This window comes from Arthrobacter sp. zg-Y877 (genome assembly GCF_030373105.1).
In the GTDB taxonomy this organism is placed as follows: Bacteria; Actinomycetota; Actinomycetes; order Actinomycetales; family Micrococcaceae; genus Arthrobacter_B.
On sequence record NZ_JAUCPU010000002.1, the window covers coordinates 334,982 to 353,769 of the forward strand.

An 18,788-nucleotide genomic window follows, 5' to 3' on the forward strand; every position below is an offset into this window, starting at 1 on the left:
ACTGCGGCATCGGCAACATTAATGGTGGCTGCAGGGCCTGCAGCGCAGGACAACCCCGCATGCCGCGGCTGCAGACGCTCAAGGCCGTAGAAAAAGTCACATCCTGCGACCTGTACCGAGCCGTTCGCGAACTTATCTATTCCGCGTTCACCAACACCGAGTGAGACCTTCATCGCGAGCCTTGTGGACTACGGCTGTTTTCCCGTGCCAAGGCCCGCCTGATTGCTGTACCGGTCTGAACCCTCAGCGACCTGCGACATTAGAGGGCCGCTTCGAGTTCCGTCCAGGAGTACCCGAACATGTAGTCCTCATCCTTACCGTTTGAGGCCCAGATCTGAGCAGCTTCGTAAACATTTAGCGTCTCGCTGTCGTCATCGCTGTCGTCATCGTCATCGTCTAGGCCGTAGCGGCAGTCGAGGCAGTACATCTCGGAGTAGACAAATCTCTTCACCAAGGGAGTTCCACAATTGGGACATGGGGGCGTTTCACCCACGTAGACATTGATCTCGTCCCAGCTCTTTTCCTTCTTCGAAAGGAAATCAAATAAACCCAAAAGACCTACCCCCATTCGGCCCGCCGAAGCGGTCCTCTGGTTTGTGAGACCAACCGCTGACGACAAGCAAACCGCACTTCTAGACACGGCCAGTATGCCATGCGCCTGTTAGTCGCGGCCCCCTCGCAAGTAAGACGAGATTTCAACGATCTTAGCCTCGGTGCCGCCGGGACCGTCACGCGGCAATCGCTGGTACCCATTGACCACGTGCTTGACCGGAGACTTTCTGCTGGCCACCTCGGCAAGGGAATGAAATGCCGTCTCCGTATACTCCGGGACTTTCGCCAAGGCTACGGTGCTGACGCCCCCCCCCCAATGCCACAGTCAGGCCGGCGTAGGTGGTTTCTTCCTCGTATTCACATGGATCAGCATGAAGGAAGACTCATGGGCCGTGGGTGCCATCTGCGCAAAAGGAATACGTTCCAGAAACGATCGTCACCTAGGGGACTAGCGGGCACGCGTCCGAATCATCGCCGGATTCATCAACGATTTCAATATCCGCCACTAGCGCGGACAGAACCGATCGCACAGTTGCGACGATTTCCGATACGAGCGGATCGGCGACTGAGTGATGCTCACGGAGCGCATCAGCCAGCCTCTCCCCCACTTCATCTTCCGTGAGCAGCCACTTCGAAACCTCGGCGACCGTAACGTGCACGGCATCGTACGCGACGCTGAGCGCGACTTTCCGAACGACCGGCTCGTACTCCGCCCGCCACTCAATTTCAGCGTGCTCCCGAGCTACCTCGATCTCCAACTTGCGGACCATGGCCTGCTTTTTGGCTTCGACGAGTCGCTGGACGGCCGCGTTCCAGTTAGAGTCCGTCATTCGAATTCCCCCTCACAGTGAATCCCAGAGCGATCACGCTCTCTGGGCTCTTAGCTTTGCACAGATGGCACCTACGAGCACTTAATGTCACAACTTGTACAGTGCCAGTTGTCCACTTTCTGGCACCAAGAAAAAGTAGTGGCTCCACAGCTAATGCATTCACCGTGGGGAGCATCTTCGAGGTCCATTGGTTCTCCTTTCCGTACAGGAAGACAAGATTGCTTGAAGTCGATAACAAAAACCCGAGATCTGGTCACCACTGGTACGGTTGACCGCAAGGTAGGGGTCGCCCACACCGCGCCTTCAGAAGTTAGAGCACAAACCTAAACTCCACCACGTTCCTTAACCGGATAACGTCGACTGCGGAAGTCACTGGACAACGAGCTCAGGATGCTGACTAGGGCTGCGAAGGAATGAAAAACCGACGACCCCACTCGCAGCATCACCGTCATTCACGGACGTCAGTGATAGCAAATCAGCAACCTGGCAGGGCAGAGACTCTACTGCCCGTAGCCTCGATCAAAAGAACGAATTATTGGGGGAAGATATGACCGCATCACCGAATTGCAAGCCTTGGTGTGACGACCACCAAACCGATTCCGAGGATAACTCCTGCTGCACGCGTTTCGTTATCTACGATGACGGCAGGCAAGAGGCAACTCCACCCGCGATGGCGCAACGACTCGAGGCTCTAGGCGGAGGTGGACTTCCACCAGAAATCTCGTGGGTAGCCCTCAGCGCATCCCAGGACGAAGAAGACGCGCAGCCCCTCCTGCGCTTCCAGTTCTACGATGCGGGTGATGACCCGCAGGAGAGCGCGAACCTATACATGAATCTCGATGGCCTGAGAGCCTTCCACTCCAGCCTCGGCGCCATGCTCAAAGGTCTGTCGCAACCGAGCTGAGTGGCGAGGCGGTAACGTGATTCAATTTCGCACAAAAAATGCCGCCCCACATTCGCGGAGCGGCATTTCTATTGATTCAGTCGAAGAGACTAGACGTTGAACCTAAACTCCACCACGTCGCCGTCGGCCATAACGTAGTCCTTGCCTTCGATGCGGACCTTGCCGCGGGACTTGGCTTCGGCCATGGAGCCGGCGTCGACCAGGTCGTCGAAGGAAACAACTTCGGCCTTGATGAAGCCGCGCTGGAAGTCGGTGTGGATGACGCCGGCAGCCTGCGGGGCGGTGTCGCCCTTGCGGATGGTCCAGGCGCGGGTTTCCTTGGGGCCGGCAGTCAGGTAGGTCTGCAGGCCGAGGGTGTGGAAGCCGACGCGGGCCAGCTGGTCCAGGCCGGATTCCTCCTGGCCGTTCATTTCCAGCATTTCGCGGGCCTCTTCTTCGTCCAGCTCCACCAGGTCGGCTTCGAGCTTGGCATCAAGGAAGATCGCGTCCGCCGGTGCCACGAGTTCGCGCAGCTCGGCCTGGCGGTCCGGGTTGCCCAGCACGGCGTCGTCGACGTTGAACACGTAGATGAACGGCTTGGCGGTGAGCAGGCTCAGCTCGCGCAGGTGCTCCATGTCCAGCTTGTCGCTGGCCACCGAGGAGAAGATCGTGTCGCCGCGCTCGAGCACAGTCTGGGCCGCCTGCATGGCAGCCAGCTGCGCGGCGTCGCGCTTCTTGATCTTGACTTCCTTCTCCACCCGCGGGATCGCCTTTTCGAGTGTCTGCAGGTCCGCGAGGATCAGTTCGGTGTTGATGGTTTCCATGTCCGAACGCGGGTCCACCTTGCCGTCCACGTGGATGACGTCGGGGTCATCGAACACGCGGATAACCTGGGCAATGGCTTCCGCTTCGCGGATGTTGGCGAGGAACTGGTTGCCCAGGCCTTCACCTTCGGAAGCGCCCTTGACGATCCCGGCAATGTCCACGAAGGACACGGTCGCCGGGAGGATGCGCGCCGAACCGTGGATTTCGGCCAGCTTGGCCAGCCTCGGATCGGGAAGGGACACGACGCCGACGTTCGGTTCGATGGTGGCGAACGGGTAGTTCGCCGCCAGCACGTTGTTGCGGGTCAGCGCATTGAACAGGGTTGATTTGCCGACGTTGGGCAGGCCGACGATGCCAATAGTAAGAGCCACGTTAGTAAATGATACCGGGCGCTAGGACTCGTCGGCACGACGGCGGCCGCCCAGGCCGCGGGAAGAGTCACCCATGGCCTTCAGCGTGGCGCGGATTTCCTTCGGCAGGGAGAAGATGATGTCCTCCTCGGCCGTCACTACCTCTTCGACGTCGCCGTAGCCGTACTGGGCCAGGAGGTGCAGCACATCCTGGACCAGGTTCTCCGGAACGGAGGCACCGGAGGTCACGCCCACCGTGGCGACACCCTCGAACCAGCTCTCGTCCACCTCGTTGGCAAAGTCCACCCGGTAGGAGGCCTTGGCGCCGTATTCCAGTGCCACCTCCACCAGCCGGACGGAGTTGGAGGAGTTTGCCGAACCCACCACCAGCACCAGGTCCGCTTCCGGGGCAATCTTCTTGATGGCTGCCTGCCGGTTGGAGGTTGCGTAGCAAATGTCGTCGCTGGGCGGATCCTGCAGGGAGGGGAAGCGTTCGCGCAGCAGGTTCACGGTGTGCATGGCTTCGTCCACGCTCAGCGTGGTCTGGGACAGCCAGATGACCTTGTCCGGGTCCCGGACGGTGACCTTGTCCACGTCTTCGGGGCCGTTGACAATCTGCATGTGCTCCGGCGCCTCGCCGTAGGTGCCCTCGACCTCTTCGTGGCCTTCGTGTCCGATCAGCAGGATGTCGAAGTCGTCGCGGGCAAACCGGACGGCTTCGCGGTGCACCTTGGTGACCAGCGGGCAGGTGGCATCGATGGTGCGCAGCTGCCGGTCCGCCGCGGACTGCACGACGGCGGGAGAGACGCCGTGGGCGGAGAAGATCAGCAGCGAGCCCTCGGGCACCTCGTCGGTTTCATCCACGAAGATCGCACCCTTTTCCTCCAGGGTGGTCACCACGTGCAGGTTGTGGACAATCTGCTTGCGGACGTACACGGGCGGCCCGTAGGCCTCCAGCGCCTTTTCGACGGCGATGACGGCCCGGTCCACTCCGGCGCAGTAGCCGCGCGGTGCAGCCAGCATCACGCGCCGCGGACCGAAAACGGGAGCGGCAGCGGCCACTTCCTCGGGGGTGCGGCGCCGCCGGGGCACGGTGGGCATAGGCACGGAGATAACTGTGCTGGTCATGCACCCATGCTATCGGGTGGACCCGGCCATCCCGTCCCCCGCGGCGGTGGGTACGCTCACAGCAGACCTACCGCCGCGAACGCCTGAGGGCCCGTGCGAGCATCCCCACCACGAAGGCCGCGGCTCCGGCCAGCATCAGGCCGACGGTCCAGCTCCTCAGGCTTCCGATTGCCTGCCCGGCAAAGGCTTCGGCGAACGCGGATGCCACCGGACTGCCGAGCTGCTGCGCGACTAGCCGGACGGGCACCAATCCGGCTCCCAGCCACAGCACTCCCCCGGCGACCGCCACGCCAAGCCCGAGCATCGCGAAGGTGGTGGACCGGCGTCGGGCCGCGATCAGGGCCAGGAGGCCTGCAACGGCGGCGGCAAGCGCCAGCAGCGGCCAGGCCTCGCCGGCCCGCTGCACATTGGAGATCAGATCCGCCTGCCCCGCTCCCCCGATCTCCACCGGAACCTGCTCCGGGGCGGGCACCGATGCGCCCAGTTCCCCGCCCACGCTGCCGGTGACAAGTCCTACCAGGGGCGCGACGTCGAGCGTCACCGCGCTGCCCGTCCCCTCCGCGGCGTTACCGAAGGTCAGTGCATGCGAGCGGCGCAGCGTCTCACTCCAGGCCTCCGGGTACTCCGGCAGCGACTGGACCTGTTCCACGGCCGTGGTGATCAGCGGCCCCACCAGTCCGGCCAGCGGCGCGGGAACATCCACCGACACGGCGCCGGACAGGGACGTGGCGAGTTCACCCTGGAGGGATTCGTCCTGTGCCAGCGGCTCCCCCAGCGCGGCAAAGCCGGTTTCCGAAACCACATTCGTGTTCAGCCATGCACCACAGAACGCCGCCGCGGCGAGCAGGACGGCCAGCAGTCCGAAGACGACGGAGGCGAAGTTGCGCATAAGAGAAAAAGTTCCTTTGTCCATGGGGTTCCGCACACCCTTGACGGGCAGGCGGAACCGGACCGGGGGAAGCACCTGATAGACATTAAGCCTGCGCCGGTTTCTTCCACCGGCCCGAGAGCCAGTTCCAATCCACTGCGGGAGCATCCAGATGCAAGATGACAGCGGACCATTGAGTCCCGAGAATACCCCGGAGCAGACCACCCTGCCCGCCACGGCGGCTGAGACGTCCCCCGAGAACCCCTGGCCGCTGGCGCTGCTCTCGAAGAACCTCAAAAGCTACATCGACCGCGCCCCCGCCACCTGGGTGGAGGGCCAGGTGATCGAGCTGAACCGTCGCGCCAATGCCTCCTACATCACCCTGCGCGACGTCGACGCCGAGGTCTCGCTGTCCCTGACCGCGTGGAGCACGGTCATGAACCGGCTCGAGCTTCCACTGGAACGCGGTGCCCGGGTGGTGGCCCTGGTGAAGCCTGATTTCTGGGTCAAGACCGGACGGCTGTCCATGCAGACCCGGGACATCCGGCCGGTGGGGCTGGGTGATCTGCTGGCACGGATTGAACGCCTGCGGCACGCACTGGCGGCCGAAGGCCTCTTCCGCGAGGACCGCAAGCTGCCGCTGCCGCTGCTGCCTGGCAGGATCGGCCTGATCACCGGCCGGAACTCGGACGCCATGAAGGACGTCATGCGCAACGCCGCGCTGCGTTGGCCCGCGGTGGAGTTTGAAGTCCGCGAAGTCGCGGTGCAGGGCGTCAATGCGGTGGCCGAGGTCAGCCGTGCCCTGGCAGAACTGGATGCCATGCCCGAAGTGGACGTGATCATCATTGCCCGCGGCGGCGGCTCGCTGGAGGACCTGCTGGCTTTCAGCCACGAGGACCTGGTCCGGGCAGTGTCAGCGGCGCAGACTCCGGTGGTCAGCGCCATCGGGCACGAGGCGGACCGTCCCCTGCTCGACGAAGTGGCCGACCTGCGCGCGTCCACGCCCACCGACGCCGCCAAGCGAGTGGTGCCGGATGTCGGCGAGGAGCTGGCACGGGTCCGGCAGTCCCGCGCGCAACTGCGGCGCGTCCTCACCACCCTGCTGGGCCGGGAAACCGACCGCCTGGCGCATATCCGTTCCCGTCCGGCCCTGGCCGCACCGCTGTCCATGGTGGACCGGCGGCAGGAAGAGATTTCCCGGCTGCGGTCCCGCGCCATGTCCGCCGTGACCGCGGAGGTCCGCCGGGATGCGGACCGGATAGGCCATCTGCGGGCGCAGGTGCGCGCACTGTCGCCGCAGAACACGCTGGACCGCGGCTACGCGGTGGTCCAGCTCCAGGACGGCTCCGTGGTGCGCGACGCCGCAACGGTGCCCGCCGCCGCACAGCTGCGGATCCGCGTGGCCGTCGGCGAACTCACCGCCACCGAAGGCACCCGGTAGCCGATACCGGCTGCCCCTTGATCATTACCGAAAACGAAGAGGACCAGACATGAGTGAAACACCCGCAGCACAGGCCACACCGGCAGTACCCGAGGACATCCAGGCCATGAGCTACGAGCAGGCCCGCGACGAGCTGCTCGCCGTGGTGGGCCGGCTCGAAACCGGCGGCGCCAGCCTCGAGGAGTCCCTGGCCCTCTGGGAACGCGGAGAACACCTTGCCACCCGGTGCGAATCCTGGCTTGAGGGCGCCCGCCAGCGTCTGGACGCTGCCCGCACCCAGGCTTCCGGCGAGTAACCGCAACAAGACTGGGGCACTCCGCAGCCCCTTAGCGCGGCGAACCTCGCTGACCGAACCTGCGCTGCTAAGGCGCGGGCGGGGCTGGGACAGCCCGTGAGCCCCGCATCGCCGAGCGAGGAACGAGCGGGGAAGCAGCGAACCAGGGTTCCCTGACTGAGCTTGCGAGGCCAGGGTGGGTTGGCTGCGCTAAGGGGCGGCGGGCTGTCCCCTGCCCCCGCCCCACCCACCTACGGCTTGTAGCTACTCAGGAACTCCCCCAGCCGGTTCATGGCGTCTTCGATGTCCTCCACGTTGGGCAGAGTGACCATCCGGAAGTGGTCCGGGCGCACCCAGTTGAACGCCGTCCCCACCGACACCAGGATCTTCTGCTGCTTCAGCAGGTCCAGGGCGAACTGCTCGTCGTCCTTGATCGGATAGACGTCCGGATCCAGGCGCGGGAACAGGTACAGGGCACCCTGCGCCAGCTCACAGGTCACGCCGGGGATGTCGTTGAGCATCTGGTGCGCCTTGTCGCGCTGGGCGCGCAGGCGTCCGCCGGGCAGGATCAGGTCATTGATGCTTTGGTAGCCGCCCAGTGCGGTCTGGATGGCGTGCTGGGCTGGAACGTTCGCGCACAGGCGCATGTTGGCCAGCAGGTTGATGCCTTCGATGTAATCCGCCGCCGCGGCCTTCGGGCCGGAGATCGCCATCCAGCCGCTGCGGTATCCGGCTATCCGGTAGGCCTTGGACAGGCCGCTGAAGGTCAGGCACAGGACGTCGTCGCCGGTGACCGTTGCAGAGTTCACGTGCACGGCGTCGTCGTACAGGATCTTTTCGTAAATCTCGTCCGAGAAGATGATCAGCCCGTGCTTTCGCGCCAGGTCCACGATGGACTTCACCACGTGCTCCGGGTAGACGGCACCGGTGGGGTTGTTCGGGTTGATCAGGACAATGCCCTTGGTGCGGTCGGTGATCTTCGAGGCCAGATCGTCGACGTCGGGCCACCAGTGCTCGGATTCGTCGCACAGGTAATGCACCGCCGTGCCGCCGGCCAGGGACACCGAAGCGGTCCACAACGGGTAGTCCGGGGCGGGCACGAGGATCTCGTCGCCGTTGTTCAGCAGCGCCTGCATGGAGAGGGTGATCAGTTCACTGACACCGTTGCCCAGGTACACGTCGTCGACGTCGATGTTGTTGATGCCGCGGCCCTGGTAGTACTGCACGACGGCGGTGCGGGCGGAGAAGATGCCGCGGGAATCGCTGTAGCCCTGGGCCTTGGGCAGGTGCCGCATCATGTCCACCAGGATGGCCTCGGGCGCTTCGAAGCCAAACGGCGCGGGATTGCCGATGTTCAGCTTGAGGATCCGGTGCCCTGCTGCTTCCATCCGCTGCGCGTGTTCCAGCAACGGTCCACGAATGTCATACAGGACGTTGTGGAGTTTGTGCGACTGCTTGAATTCGACCATTTCCTTAGGATGCCACAGGGCGGCGTCCCGGCAGCGTATGTTTCGCTGCACGGGACGCCGCGGCCGGTTCCAGGAGGCGCCGCAGGCTAGGCCAGGCCCTTTTCCTCCAGCCAGTCCTGCGCGGCTTCGGAAGGATCGAGCTTCTGGTCGCCGCTGACGGCCTGGTTCAGCATGATGAGGTCCTCAGTGGTGAGCTGGGCGGAAACCTTGTCCAGCACTTCCCGGGCCTCGTCGCTGACACGGTCATCGGCGATCAGCGGGATGACCTGCTGCGCCGGCCAGTTCTGCTTCGGGTCCTCCAGGACCACCAGGCCGTTTTCCTCGATGGCGGGGGTGGTGGTGTAGATGTCTGCCACCTGGACGTCGTTGTTCAGCAGGGCGTCGACGGTGAGCGGCCCGCCGCTGTCGCCGATGGCGGTGAATTCCTTGAATTCGCAGCCGTACTTCTCCTTCAGGCCGGCGAGGCCCTGGGTGCGCTCGGCGAATTCGGCAGGTGCGCCGAGGGTCAGTTCACCGCACACCTTCGCCAGGTCTTCGATGCTTTCGAGCTGGTACTTTTCGGCCGTGGCTGCGGTGACCACCATGGCGTCCTTGTCCTGAGCCTCGGAAGGCTCAAGGACCACCAGGTTCTCCGGCAGCTTTTCGGTGAGGGAGTCGACAATCTCGCCGGGCTCCACGAGGTCCGTTTCCGGGTCCACCTCCACCAGCAGGGCCCCGGTGTACTCGGGAATCAGGTCGATCGAACCGTCTTCGAGGGCGGGGATGTAAACCTCGCGGGATCCGATGCCCAGCCGGGTTTCGGCGGGGATGCCTGCTGCGTTGAGGGCACCGGCATAGATTTCGGCGATGGTGCTGCTCTCCGGGAAGTCCGCGGACCCGACAACCAGTGCCTGTGCGGTGCTGCTGCCGGAGGGCTCCGGCGCGCTTTCATTCTCCAGCGGGTCCCCGCCTCCGCTGCAGCCCGCGAGGGCCAGGGCCATTCCGCCGGCCAGGACCGCCAGGGCCTGCCGGGAACTGCGGCGCGCGTGGTGCTTCATCATTTTCCTCCTTGTGCTCCGGCGGCGGGAACTCCGCTGCCGCTCGATTTACCGGTCGCCTCCGGGCGGCCGAGTCCTGACGGGATCAAGAAACGTGATCCCAGCGCGATGACGCCGTCGACCGCGAGCGCCAACAGGGCAATGATGACCGCCCCGCCAAAGACCCGCCCGTAGTCCCCCACCGCCAAGCCGTCGATGAGATAGCGTCCCAGCCCGCCGAGGTTGATCGTCGCAACCACGGCCGCTGTGGCCACCACCTGCAGGGTGGCACCGCGCAGCCCGCCCAGCAGGACCCGCATGCCGTTGGGGATCTCTACCCGGAACAGTACCTGCGCTTCATTCATTCCCAGGCTGCGGGCGGCGTCCACGACGTTTGGCTCCACGGATGCAATTCCGGCATAGGTGCCGGCCAGCAGCGGCGGGACGGCCAGGAGCACCAGGGACCAGATGGGCGGCATCAGGCCCAGCCCGGCGAGCAGCACGAACAGGGTGAGCATGCCCAGGGTCGGCAGCGCCCGCAGCAGCCCCGAGACCGCCACCACCGCCACACGGCCGCGCCCGGTGTGCCCTATGAACAGGCCCAGCGGCACCGCGATGAGCGCGGCGATCAACAGGGCGAGGCCGGTGTACTGCAGGTGCTCCAGGGTCCGCACCGGGATGCCTGCGGCTCCGGACCAGTTGGCCGGGTCCGTGAGCCATTCCCACCCATGGCCGAGGGGGTTGGTGCTGGTGTAGTCGGTGCGCGGGATGCCAACCATGCCTAGGCCCCCTTCAGTGCGACGTCGGGTGCGGCCGCCACCGGCGCCGGCCGGAGGGTGGGTACCGGGCCGCCGCCGTCCGTGCCGCCGCTGCGGTTGGTGCGGCCCCGCGCGCCCCGGCCGGTGACGCCGGCACGGGTCCAGGGCGTGAGCAGCCGCTGCACCAGGACCAGGAGCAGGTCCATCAGGAAGGCCAGGACGAGGGTGGCGATAATCCCCACCACGATCTCCGTCAGGAAATAGCGGCGCAGGCCGTCGCTGAAGAAGAAGCCCAGGTTTTCGACGCCGATCAGGGCGCCCACGCTGACCATGGAGATGTTGCTGACCGAGACCACGCGCAGGCCGGCAATCAGCACCGGAACGGACAGCGGCAGGTCCACCGTCAGGAAGCGGCGCAGCGGCCGGTAGCCCATGGCCACCGCGGCCTGGCGGACGCCGTCGTCAACGGAGTCGAACGCGTCGATGCCTACCCGCAGCATCAGGGCCACGGCGTAGATGGTCAGGGCCACGATGATGTTGGCGAGGTCCAGGATGCGGGTCCCCAGAAGAGCCGGCAGGGTGACGAACAGGGCCAGCGACGGAATCGTGTAGAGCAGCGAGCCTGCGGATAGGACAAAGCCGCGGATTTTCCGCCGGCCGCGCACCAGCTGTGCCAGGGGAAGGGCAATCAGCACGCCGATCACCAGGGGCAGTATCGATTGGTAGAGGTGCAGCCCGCTGAGCCGAAAGACGTCATCGGTGTGGGCCAGGAACCATTCCATGTCAGCTCCCGGTCCGCTGCAGGCGCGCGGCCTCGATCAGGCCCAGGATTTCCGCCGCCTGCACGACGCCGGTCACCCGCCCGTCAGCGTCCACCGCGACTCCCAGCCCGGACGGGGACGAGAGGGCTGCGTCCAGGGCCCGGCGCAGGCTTGTCCCCTCCGGGTAGAGGGATCCGCCCGGCACCAGGCCCGAGGTTCCGGTGATTGCGTCGCGGCGGTCCGCAGGCACCCAGCCCAGCGGGGCGCCGTCGGCATCTACGCACAGTGCCCAGCTTCCGTCCACCCTGGCCGCCGGGTCCGGCAGCCGTTCCGCGGCAATGACCTGCACCGGGTGGACGGGCACGGCCGTCCCGTCCTGGAAGGACAGGTGGCGGAAACCGCGGTCCCGTCCCACGAAGCCGGCGACGAAATCGTCCACCGGTGCCCGGAGGATTTCCTCCGGGGCGGCATACTGGGCGAGCCTGCCGCCGGTGGCGAAGACCGCCACCTTGTCGCCCAGGATAGTGGCTTCGTCAATGTCGTGGGTGACGAAGACGATGGTTTTGGACAGGTCCTGCTGCAGCCGCAGCAGTTCCTCCTGCAACTCCGCACGGACCACCGGGTCCACGGCACTGAAGGGTTCGTCCATCAGCAGCACGGGCGGATCGGAGGCGAGGGCCCGGGCCACGCCCACCCGTTGCTGCTGGCCGCCGGACAGCTGGGCGGGATACCGGTTCCCGAGGGTCGGATCCAGCCCGACGACGTCGAGCAGTTCCGCGGCGCGGCGCCGCGCGTCCCGCCGCGGGGTACCGTTCAGGCGCGGAACCGTGGCCACGTTGTCCAGTACGGTCCGGTGCGGCAGCAGGCCCGAGGACTGCATCACGTAGCCCATGGATCGCCGCAGCTGGGCGGCCTTGACGGTGGAGATGTCCACGCCGTCCACTTCGATGCTGCCCGACGTCGGCTCCACCATCCGGTTGATCATGCGCAGCGAGGTGGTTTTTCCGCAGCCCGACGGGCCCACGAAGACGGTGATGGATCCGCGCTCGATATCCAGGTCCAGGTTCCGGACCGCCGGTGCGGCATCGCCGTAGGTCTTGGTCACCGCCCGGAACCGGATCATCGGCGTGCCGGGTGTGGCGTCCTGCGTGCCGGCGGCAATACCGGAATGCGGGCCGGACTGCCGCGTGGAGGAATCCGTGCGGTCAGGGGTAGCGGGGTCTGGCGGCGGGGTCATGGTGCATGCCTTCCGTGGGGATGCCGGTATGCCGGGCAGCTCGCGACGTGCCGTGAAGCATCACGGTATTTCACACCTGCAGCGGTAGTCCAGCGTCAAGCGGGACGGGTTAGTGGATGGGGCGGGCCGGGTCGAGGGGTGGTGCGGACCCGTTGGAGGTGTATGTACCTGCGGCCAGCAGGCGCAGTCCCACGTCCACCAGGCCGGTCCGGTCCAGGGCCGGAACCTCGTCCAGTGGCACCCAGGCGGCTTGGTCTGTGCTGCCGTTTTCTTCATCGCGGAGGGCGCCGTCCACGACGTCGGCGCGGTAGATGATCCGCAGGCCGTGCAGCATCCGGGGTTCGCCGTGCATGCGCTGTTCGGGCGGAATGAAGATGCTGTCCACTCCCAGCAGGCCCTCAAGGCGCGCTTCATAGCCGGTCTCCTCCCGCACCTCCCGCACTGCGGCGGCCGGAGCGTCCTCGCCCCGTTCAAGCCCGCCGCCGGGCAGGGTCCAGTGCGAGTTGCCGTGCTCGTTCCAGTGCGCCAGCAGCAGCATCCCGTCGCGGACAATCACGGCGTACGCCCCCACCCGGACGTCGAAGTCAGCGGACATTGCCGGCACCCAGCAGGTAGGCCACCCCGAACACGGGGTCTGTGGTGAGGAAACGGATGTCGGTCAGTCCTGCTGCGTTCAGCCGGGTGCGGAGCAGGTCCTGCAGCAGCGGCTGGTGCATGCCCAGTCCCCCGCCGATCACGACCGGGCCGGGGATCTTCAGGAGGCCGGCCACGTCGAGGATGAGTCCGGCCAGGTGCTCCGCCGCCTCGCCCACGATGTCCACGGCCGCCGGATTTCCTTCCTGCGCGGCGTCGAAGACCAGCCCTGCCTTTCCGGCCCAGTAGGGGCGGTCCGTCGCACCGTGGAACAGGCTGATCAGCGCGTCGGGGTTCTCGGCGCCGCATTGCCGCATCAGGGCAACGCTGAGCGGATCCGGTTCCAGTTCCAGGTTGCTGCGCCGGAGCGTGTGCCGGACGGCTTCGCGTCCCACCCAGTAGCCGCTGCCTTCGTCGCCCAGCAGGTACCCCCAGCCGCCCGAACGGGCCTCCCGGCCGGAGCCGTCAATCCCCCAGGCCACGGATCCGGTGCCGGCAATGACCGCGATGCCGGACGGAGCTTCGCCTGCGGCGAGAATCAGTCGGGTGTCGTGCACAACCTCGACGACGGCGTCGGGCACGTGTTCGGCAATCAGGGCTCGGAGCGCGGCGGCGTCCTGTTCGGTGTCCACTCCCCCGGACCCGGCAATCACCCGCCCCACGCCGTCGGTCCCCAGCGCGCCGAAAACCTCTGCCAGGGACGCCCGGGCAGCCTCCACCGGAACGTTCTGGACATTGGCGCTGCCGGCAATGGCTTCGAGGGTGCCGACGCCGCGGTGCAGCCGGATGCCGTGGGTCTTCGTTCCGCCAATGTCGAGGCCGATGGTGTCCGGGCCGGCGTAGTGGGGAGCCGGAGGTGGAAATGCATGCATTGGACCACCCTACTTTCCCGCGGGCGTCCGGCGAACCTAGCCGGCGGCGGCCCGGCGCCGGTTCCGCCGCAGGCTCAGGACCGCCAGGACGAGGCACGCCGCCGTGATCAGTGCCGAGAAACCGGCCACCGAAGCGTCCAGCCCCCAGATCCCGCCCGCTGCGCCGAGGCCCAGCACGGGAATGGCGCTGCCGAGGTAGGTGATGACGTAGACGGTGCTGATGATCCGGGCATGTTCGGCGGCCTCAACCGCTGCGGCGACCTCGTTGAACACCACCCGGAAAGCCATGCCCTGGCCGAATCCGGCCAGCACGCAGGCGACCGTCAGGAGTACGAGGCTCCCGGTGCCTCCGGCCACGGGAATCAGTGCGGTGCCGGTACCCATCGCAGCGAGTCCGATGGGTGCGGTGTAGCGGCCCCGGATGCCGGTCAGCTGGCTGACCGCTGAGGCGCCCAGGGCGAGGGCGGCGAGCAGCCCGATCGCGGGCCGCCACGTGGTTCCTGCAATGGAGGAAAAGTAGGTGGGCGCCAGGGAGAGGCAGAACCCGAAGACCGCGAAGCTCAGGAACCCGGTGGTTGACGCAATCCAGAACTGTGTGCGGGCACGATGCGAGACGGCCGGTTTCCGCGGCCGCAGCATGGCCAGCGGCGGGCCTTCGGCGAGGGAGATGGCCGGCCGTGCCTTCAGCATGCAGAGCGGAATCAGGAGGGCTGCCAGGACCGCGGAGTGGATCAGGAAGGGCGTCAGGGTGGGCGCGGGCAGCAGGGACAGGAGGCCGCCGATCACCGGGCCGGCAGCCACGCCACCGGCGGACACGAGCAGGGTGAAGCGGGTGGCCCATTCGGGTTTATGCGGCAGCAGTTCGCGCAGGGCGGCCGAGCTGGCGCCGGTGGCGAGGGCTACCGAAGCGCCCTGGAGGGCACGGCCGAGCATCAGGGCACCTACGTCGGTGGCGGTGCCGAAGATCAGCCCGCCTGCCAGGGAGACGACGGCGGCCACTACGAGTGCCGCACGGCGGCCAATGTAGTCGGACCAGTGCCCTACGAGCAGCAGACCGGCGACCAGGACGAGGACATACGAGGCGAATGCCAGCGTCACGCCGAAGTAGGAGAGGCCAAGGGAGTCGCCGAGCAGCGGATACAGCGGGGTCGCAAGGTTCGCGCCGATGAGCAGCGTGCTCATTACGGCAAGCGTCAGGATCAGCCGGGGCCGGATGGCCGCGTCCCACTCCTTCCGCCTGGTGCGGGCGGCGGGCTGCATGCGCAGCTCACTGAGCACTGTCACGGGGCACTTCCATCCTATTTGTAGCTAATGCTCCTACAGGATGAAGTGTCGCCAAGCAGCAAAGACACATTAGAGTGATCTTTTGATCGAAACGCTCAATTTAGTTCGGTGCTACTGACAGGAGATGCGCTAGATGGCCAATCTGGACCCGCTCGACCGCCGGTTGCTGCTGGAACTGGTTCGGGATCCTCGGGCGCAGATCAGCGACCTGAGCGAGCGGCTTGGTGTTGCCCGCAATACTGCCCAGGCCCATGTCCGGCACCTGCTGCGGGCCGGAGTCATCCGCCGGTCCGGCCGCGACGTCGACCTTTCGCAGCTCGGCTACGACGTGCAGGCATTCATCACCATCGAAGTGAACCACCGCGAGCTCGACGGCGTGATCGCCGGACTCCGTACCCTCCCCCAGGTGCTGGAGGTCCACGAGATTTCCGGCCGGGGTGACGTGTGGTGCCGGATGACCGCCACGGACACCCAGCAGCTGCAGCAGGCCCTGCGCTCCGTCCTTCGGATCAAGGGCGTGATCCGTACGGAAACGGTCCTGGCCCTGCACGAGCACATCCCGTACCGCACTGAACCGCTGCTGGAAAAACTGGTCCCGCCTGCGGAGTGAGCCGCTGGTCCGGGGCTGCCCTACTGCTGGGCTTCGCGGAGCAGCCGGCGCGCGGTATCCAGCCTGAGGACCGCGTTCCGGCCGCGGCTCACCCCGCGCCGGGCCCGTGCGCCCGCCACCAGGGTCAGCACGACGCCGGCGGCCCTGGCGTGCAGGGCGGCCGGGTCCACGGCCTCCTCGAAAACCCGCCGGTAGTCGGCCAGGGCCTGTCCCAGCTGCGGCCGGTCCGGATGTGCCGCCGCCAGGACCGCCAGGTGGCCCAGCAGGCAGGCCAGGTCATCGACCCGGTGCCCCGGGCCGAGCCCGTCAATGTCGAGCAGGCCCGTAACCGTCCCGTCGGAGAGCAGCAGGTTTCCCTCGTGGAAGTCGCCGTGGACCGGAACCAGCGGTCCCGCAGGCGCGGATTCCAGGACCTCCCGGATTTCACCCGCAAGTTTCCAAATGCTGTCTGTTTCGGCAGGGACCGCAGCAGCAGCCGTCCCGGCATACTCCTCGACGCGGTCCGCCCAGCTGAGGCGCAGCGGCAGGTCCAGCGCCCCGGACGGCAAGGCGTCCAGCAGTTCCAGGAGGACCCCGGGACGTACCCCGGCGGCGCCGTCGTCGACCAGGAGCCGGAACAGGGAGGTGCCGGGCAGGGCGCCGAGGACCACCGCGTCCCGGGCGGCCGCGGAATCCGCCGGCAGCAGCAGCGGGGCCGGCACCGCGCTGGCCTCCAGCAGCCGGTGGCGCCGCCGCAGGGCAGGCAGCTGCGCCGGTGGCAGGAGTTTCAGGTAGGCGGTTCCGTGGGCGTGCTCGGCCCGCAGTACGGCCCGGCGCAGCGGGCGGTAGGCGGCGAGGGCGAGCCGTCCCGGTTCGGCCGAGGCAAAGACGTCCCTCGCTACGGCTGAGGCATCGGTCGCCCAGGGCAGGGACCGGAGGACGGGGTCATGGGGATGGAACCACAGGCATAGATCCAGGCCGGCGATCCGCGCGGCTGCGGTTTCCGGTCCGGCGGCGTTCAGTGGGGTTTCCCCGGTTTCAGCGGCACCGGCCGTGGTCGCCCCGAGGTAAAGCGTCAGGTCCGCGGTGCTTCCCGCTCCCGCCGGAGGCACCGGCCCGGCCGGACGGCACCGGACCCGGTACAGGGCGGAGACGGCTCCCCCGGGCCGGTGGTGGCTGCGCAGGTGCTCCCAGTGGTCCAGCCGCAGTCCACGGGACCGCAGCAGGTCCTGGAGCGGGCCGCGCATGGCCGCGCCGCCCAGGACGGCGACGGCGTGCGCCGCCCGGCTGGAAAGACGGCCGGGGTGCCGTTTCGGATCGTCGGGCACAGCGGGCGCCGGCGCGTTCAGGCCCTTAGGCCCGCCGGCGCTGCAGGACGTCGTCCAGGTTGATCTTGCCGGTCTCCGGACGTGCCTGGTCCGCCTGCGCGGGCAGGGCCGGGGGCGTAGCAGGACGCAGCGGAGTCTTGGACAGGGACCGGGGCGTTTCGGGCAGGACGATCGGCTCGGGCGCGGGCCGCTCGGCCTTGGGCGCATCAACGTAAACCGGCTTCGGCAGCTCAACAGGCTGCCACGGTGTGGTGCTGGGCCGCGGCGGCATGTGCACAGCGGCAGCTACCTTCAAGGCTTCGGCCCGCAGCTCCTCGGCTGTTAACCTGGGCGCAGCCTTGGCTTCGACGGCGGTTCCGCTGGGTGCAGAGGTGGATTCGCGGTCGAAAAGGACCGTTTCGGGCTGCGGTTCGGCCGGCACCGCAGGGGCCTGCGCTTCTGCCGGCAGCTCGGCGGCTGTCCGGCGCTGGCGCGGTTCCGGTCCCATGGCGGCCCGGAAGGCGTTTTCGACCTTCCGCCGGCGGTCCCGCAGCGCGAGCGAGCGAAGCGCTGCGACTACCGCCGCCAGACCTGCCAACCCTGCGGCGGGGAGGAGCCAGGACACGGAGGTGAGTGCCGCGAGGAGCGTGCCGCCCACCACTGTGAACACAGCGAGGAGTCCTGCGGCAGCGAGGACTGTCCGGCCCATACGGATACGGAAGACCGGCGCCGGCTGCGCCTGGGGCGCAGGCTGCTGACCTTGGGTGGAAAACTGCGTAGACCCGCCCCCGCTGGGTGTATTGCTGATGTTGTTCATGATGATCCCCTGGGACCCCTTGTCGGGTGAGGCGGGCGGGTGGATGGACTTGGCGGCCGGACGGACGCGGGCAGCCGATGCGCTGAAAACAGGTGGACGGCTAAGGAAATAGGGACCTACCCACACCAGCCACAGTGCAACGGCAAGCGCCAGCACCAGTGAGCTGTTCACGGAGTGATAAAGAGGGAAGTCCACATCTACGACGGTAGAAGCTTGGAGGCGCGCCCACCTGCATTCGGACCGGTGTGTCGGCGTGTCTGCTGTGAAAATAGTTAACTAGAGTGCCCTGCGGGACTTCCAGCGGTTCAGGAGGCCCTCGGGGACCTCCTCGGCGGTAAGGGCGAAGCTGCGGTGGTCTGCCCAGTGGCCGTCGATATGCAGGTACCGTTCGCGCAGTCCCTCGTCCCGGAATCCGAGTTTTTCCACCACCCGGAGGCTCGGGGCGTTCTCGGGGCGGATGTTGATTTCCATCCGGTGCAGGGCCAGTGCCTGGAAGCAATGGTCCGTGGCCAGGGCCACAGCCGTGGGGACAATGCCGCGGCCGGCCCGCTCCTGGTCCACCCAGTACCCCAGGGTGGCCATCCGGGCCGACCCCCAGACAATGGTCGAGACGGTCAGCTGCCCGACGATCGCCGGCTGCCGGTAAGGATCGCGGCGCTCGGTGATAACGAAGGGCAGTGCCGAGTCCTGGCGGGCCTGGCGGTTGAGGCTCCGCACCATGTCGCCGTAGGTAGGCGGTTCCCCGCCCAGGACGGGATTGCTGGCCTCCCACGGACCCACCCAACGGGCGTTCCGGGACCGGACCTCGGTCCATTCCCGCCGGTCGCGGTGCCGGATCGGCCGGAGAATGACGTCGTCACTCTCCAGCGTCACCGGCCATGCGCCCTGCATTGG

20 protein-coding genes are annotated in these 18,788 nt (G+C 66.9%); 4 read left to right on the forward strand and 16 right to left on the reverse strand.

What is annotated here, in order from left to right:
* Positions 1–259: 259 nt before the first annotated feature.
* On the reverse strand, positions 260–568 hold the full coding sequence (locus QNO03_RS05615) for a hypothetical protein (protein ID WP_255764818.1): 309 nt from the start codon (positions 566–568) through the stop codon (positions 260–262).
* Positions 569–992: 424 nt separating this feature from the next.
* Positions 993–1,382: a hypothetical protein gene (locus QNO03_RS05620; protein ID WP_289602412.1), complete on the reverse strand. Its 390-nt coding sequence runs from the start codon at positions 1,380–1,382 to the stop codon at positions 993–995.
* A 547-nt stretch (positions 1,383–1,929) separates the two neighbouring features.
* Here QNO03_RS05620 and QNO03_RS05625 point away from each other — a divergent pair.
* On the forward strand, positions 1,930–2,286 hold the full coding sequence (locus QNO03_RS05625) for a hypothetical protein (RefSeq protein ID WP_289602414.1): 357 nt from the start codon (positions 1,930–1,932) through the stop codon (positions 2,284–2,286).
* An 89-nt stretch (positions 2,287–2,375) separates the two neighbouring features.
* Here the strand turns inward: QNO03_RS05625 and ychF are convergent, their stop codons facing one another.
* The 3 genes from ychF to QNO03_RS05640 form a co-directional block, all read right to left on the reverse strand.
* A complete protein-coding gene (ychF, locus tag QNO03_RS05630; protein ID WP_289602416.1) occupies positions 2,376–3,461 on the reverse strand; it encodes a redox-regulated ATPase YchF in 1,086 nt (361 codons plus the stop codon).
* 21 nt (positions 3,462–3,482) lie between these two features.
* Positions 3,483–4,568 carry a 4-hydroxy-3-methylbut-2-enyl diphosphate reductase gene (locus QNO03_RS05635; RefSeq protein WP_229950249.1) on the reverse strand — a complete coding sequence of 362 codons (1,086 nt, stop codon included), beginning with the start codon at positions 4,566–4,568 and terminating at the stop codon, positions 3,483–3,485.
* A 67-nt stretch (positions 4,569–4,635) separates the two neighbouring features.
* Positions 4,636–5,457, reverse strand: coding sequence for a hypothetical protein (locus QNO03_RS05640; protein WP_289602419.1), 822 nt, complete (start codon positions 5,455–5,457; stop codon positions 4,636–4,638).
* Between the two features lie 151 nt (positions 5,458–5,608).
* Between QNO03_RS05640 and xseA the strand changes: the two genes are divergently transcribed.
* Positions 5,609–6,877, forward strand: a complete 1,269-nt coding sequence (xseA, locus tag QNO03_RS05645; protein WP_502874547.1) for an exodeoxyribonuclease VII large subunit — start codon at positions 5,609–5,611, stop codon at positions 6,875–6,877.
* A gap of 49 nt (positions 6,878–6,926) precedes the next feature.
* Entirely contained in the window at positions 6,927–7,172 is a 246-nt protein-coding gene (locus tag QNO03_RS05650; RefSeq protein ID WP_229950243.1) for an exodeoxyribonuclease VII small subunit, read from the forward strand.
* A 230-nt stretch (positions 7,173–7,402) separates the two neighbouring features.
* Here the strand turns inward: QNO03_RS05650 and QNO03_RS05655 are convergent, their stop codons facing one another.
* The 8 genes from QNO03_RS05655 to QNO03_RS05690 form a co-directional block, all read right to left on the reverse strand.
* Complete coding sequence (locus QNO03_RS05655; protein WP_289602422.1) at positions 7,403–8,620, reverse strand: pyridoxal phosphate-dependent aminotransferase; 1,218 nt, start codon at positions 8,618–8,620, stop codon at positions 7,403–7,405.
* 86 nt (positions 8,621–8,706) lie between these two features.
* The gene (locus QNO03_RS05660) at positions 8,707–9,660 is read right to left on the reverse strand and encodes an ABC transporter substrate-binding protein (protein WP_502874548.1); all 954 of its coding nucleotides are present in this window, start codon (positions 9,658–9,660) and stop codon (positions 8,707–8,709) included.
* Positions 9,657–10,415, reverse strand: coding sequence for an ABC transporter permease (locus QNO03_RS05665; RefSeq protein WP_289602425.1), 759 nt, complete (start codon positions 10,413–10,415; stop codon positions 9,657–9,659). The genes QNO03_RS05660 and QNO03_RS05665 overlap by 4 nt, the downstream gene beginning before the upstream one ends.
* Before the next feature lie 2 nt (positions 10,416–10,417).
* Entirely contained in the window at positions 10,418–11,176 is a 759-nt protein-coding gene (locus QNO03_RS05670; protein ID WP_289602427.1) for an ABC transporter permease, read from the reverse strand.
* Position 11,177: 1 nt separating this feature from the next.
* Positions 11,178–12,278, reverse strand: a complete 1,101-nt coding sequence (locus QNO03_RS05675) for an ABC transporter ATP-binding protein (protein WP_229947441.1) — start codon at positions 12,276–12,278, stop codon at positions 11,178–11,180.
* Between the two features lie 223 nt (positions 12,279–12,501).
* Positions 12,502–12,987, reverse strand: a complete 486-nt coding sequence (locus QNO03_RS05680) for an NUDIX hydrolase (RefSeq protein WP_289602429.1) — start codon at positions 12,985–12,987, stop codon at positions 12,502–12,504.
* On the reverse strand, positions 12,977–13,897 hold the full coding sequence (locus tag QNO03_RS05685; protein WP_289602430.1) for an N-acetylglucosamine kinase: 921 nt from the start codon (positions 13,895–13,897) through the stop codon (positions 12,977–12,979). Before QNO03_RS05685 ends, QNO03_RS05680 begins: the two co-directional genes overlap by 11 nt.
* 36 nt (positions 13,898–13,933) lie before the next feature.
* Complete coding sequence (locus QNO03_RS05690) at positions 13,934–15,181, reverse strand: MFS transporter (protein ID WP_289602431.1); 1,248 nt, start codon at positions 15,179–15,181, stop codon at positions 13,934–13,936.
* A gap of 133 nt (positions 15,182–15,314) precedes the next feature.
* On the opposite strand from QNO03_RS05690, the gene QNO03_RS05695 reads away from it, so the two are divergent.
* Positions 15,315–15,791 (forward strand): Lrp/AsnC family transcriptional regulator, encoded by a 477-nt coding sequence (locus tag QNO03_RS05695; protein WP_289602433.1) that lies wholly within the window; start codon positions 15,315–15,317, stop codon positions 15,789–15,791.
* A gap of 20 nt (positions 15,792–15,811) precedes the next feature.
* Here the strand turns inward: QNO03_RS05695 and QNO03_RS05700 are convergent, their stop codons facing one another.
* The 3 genes from QNO03_RS05700 to QNO03_RS05710 all read right to left on the reverse strand — a co-directional run bounded on the left by QNO03_RS05700 (position 15,812) and on the right by QNO03_RS05710 (position 18,785).
* Positions 15,812–17,098 carry an aminoglycoside phosphotransferase family protein gene (locus QNO03_RS05700; protein WP_289602435.1) on the reverse strand — a complete coding sequence of 429 codons (1,287 nt, stop codon included), beginning with the start codon at positions 17,096–17,098 and terminating at the stop codon, positions 15,812–15,814.
* Positions 17,099–17,123: 25 nt separating this feature from the next.
* Positions 17,124–18,089 carry a hypothetical protein gene (locus QNO03_RS05705; protein ID WP_289602437.1) on the reverse strand — a complete coding sequence of 322 codons (966 nt, stop codon included), beginning with the start codon at positions 18,087–18,089 and terminating at the stop codon, positions 17,124–17,126.
* A gap of 81 nt (positions 18,090–18,170) precedes the next feature.
* Complete coding sequence (locus QNO03_RS05710) at positions 18,171–18,785, reverse strand: GNAT family N-acetyltransferase (protein ID WP_289602438.1); 615 nt, start codon at positions 18,783–18,785, stop codon at positions 18,171–18,173.
* Between the last annotated feature and the right edge of the window lie 3 nt (positions 18,786–18,788).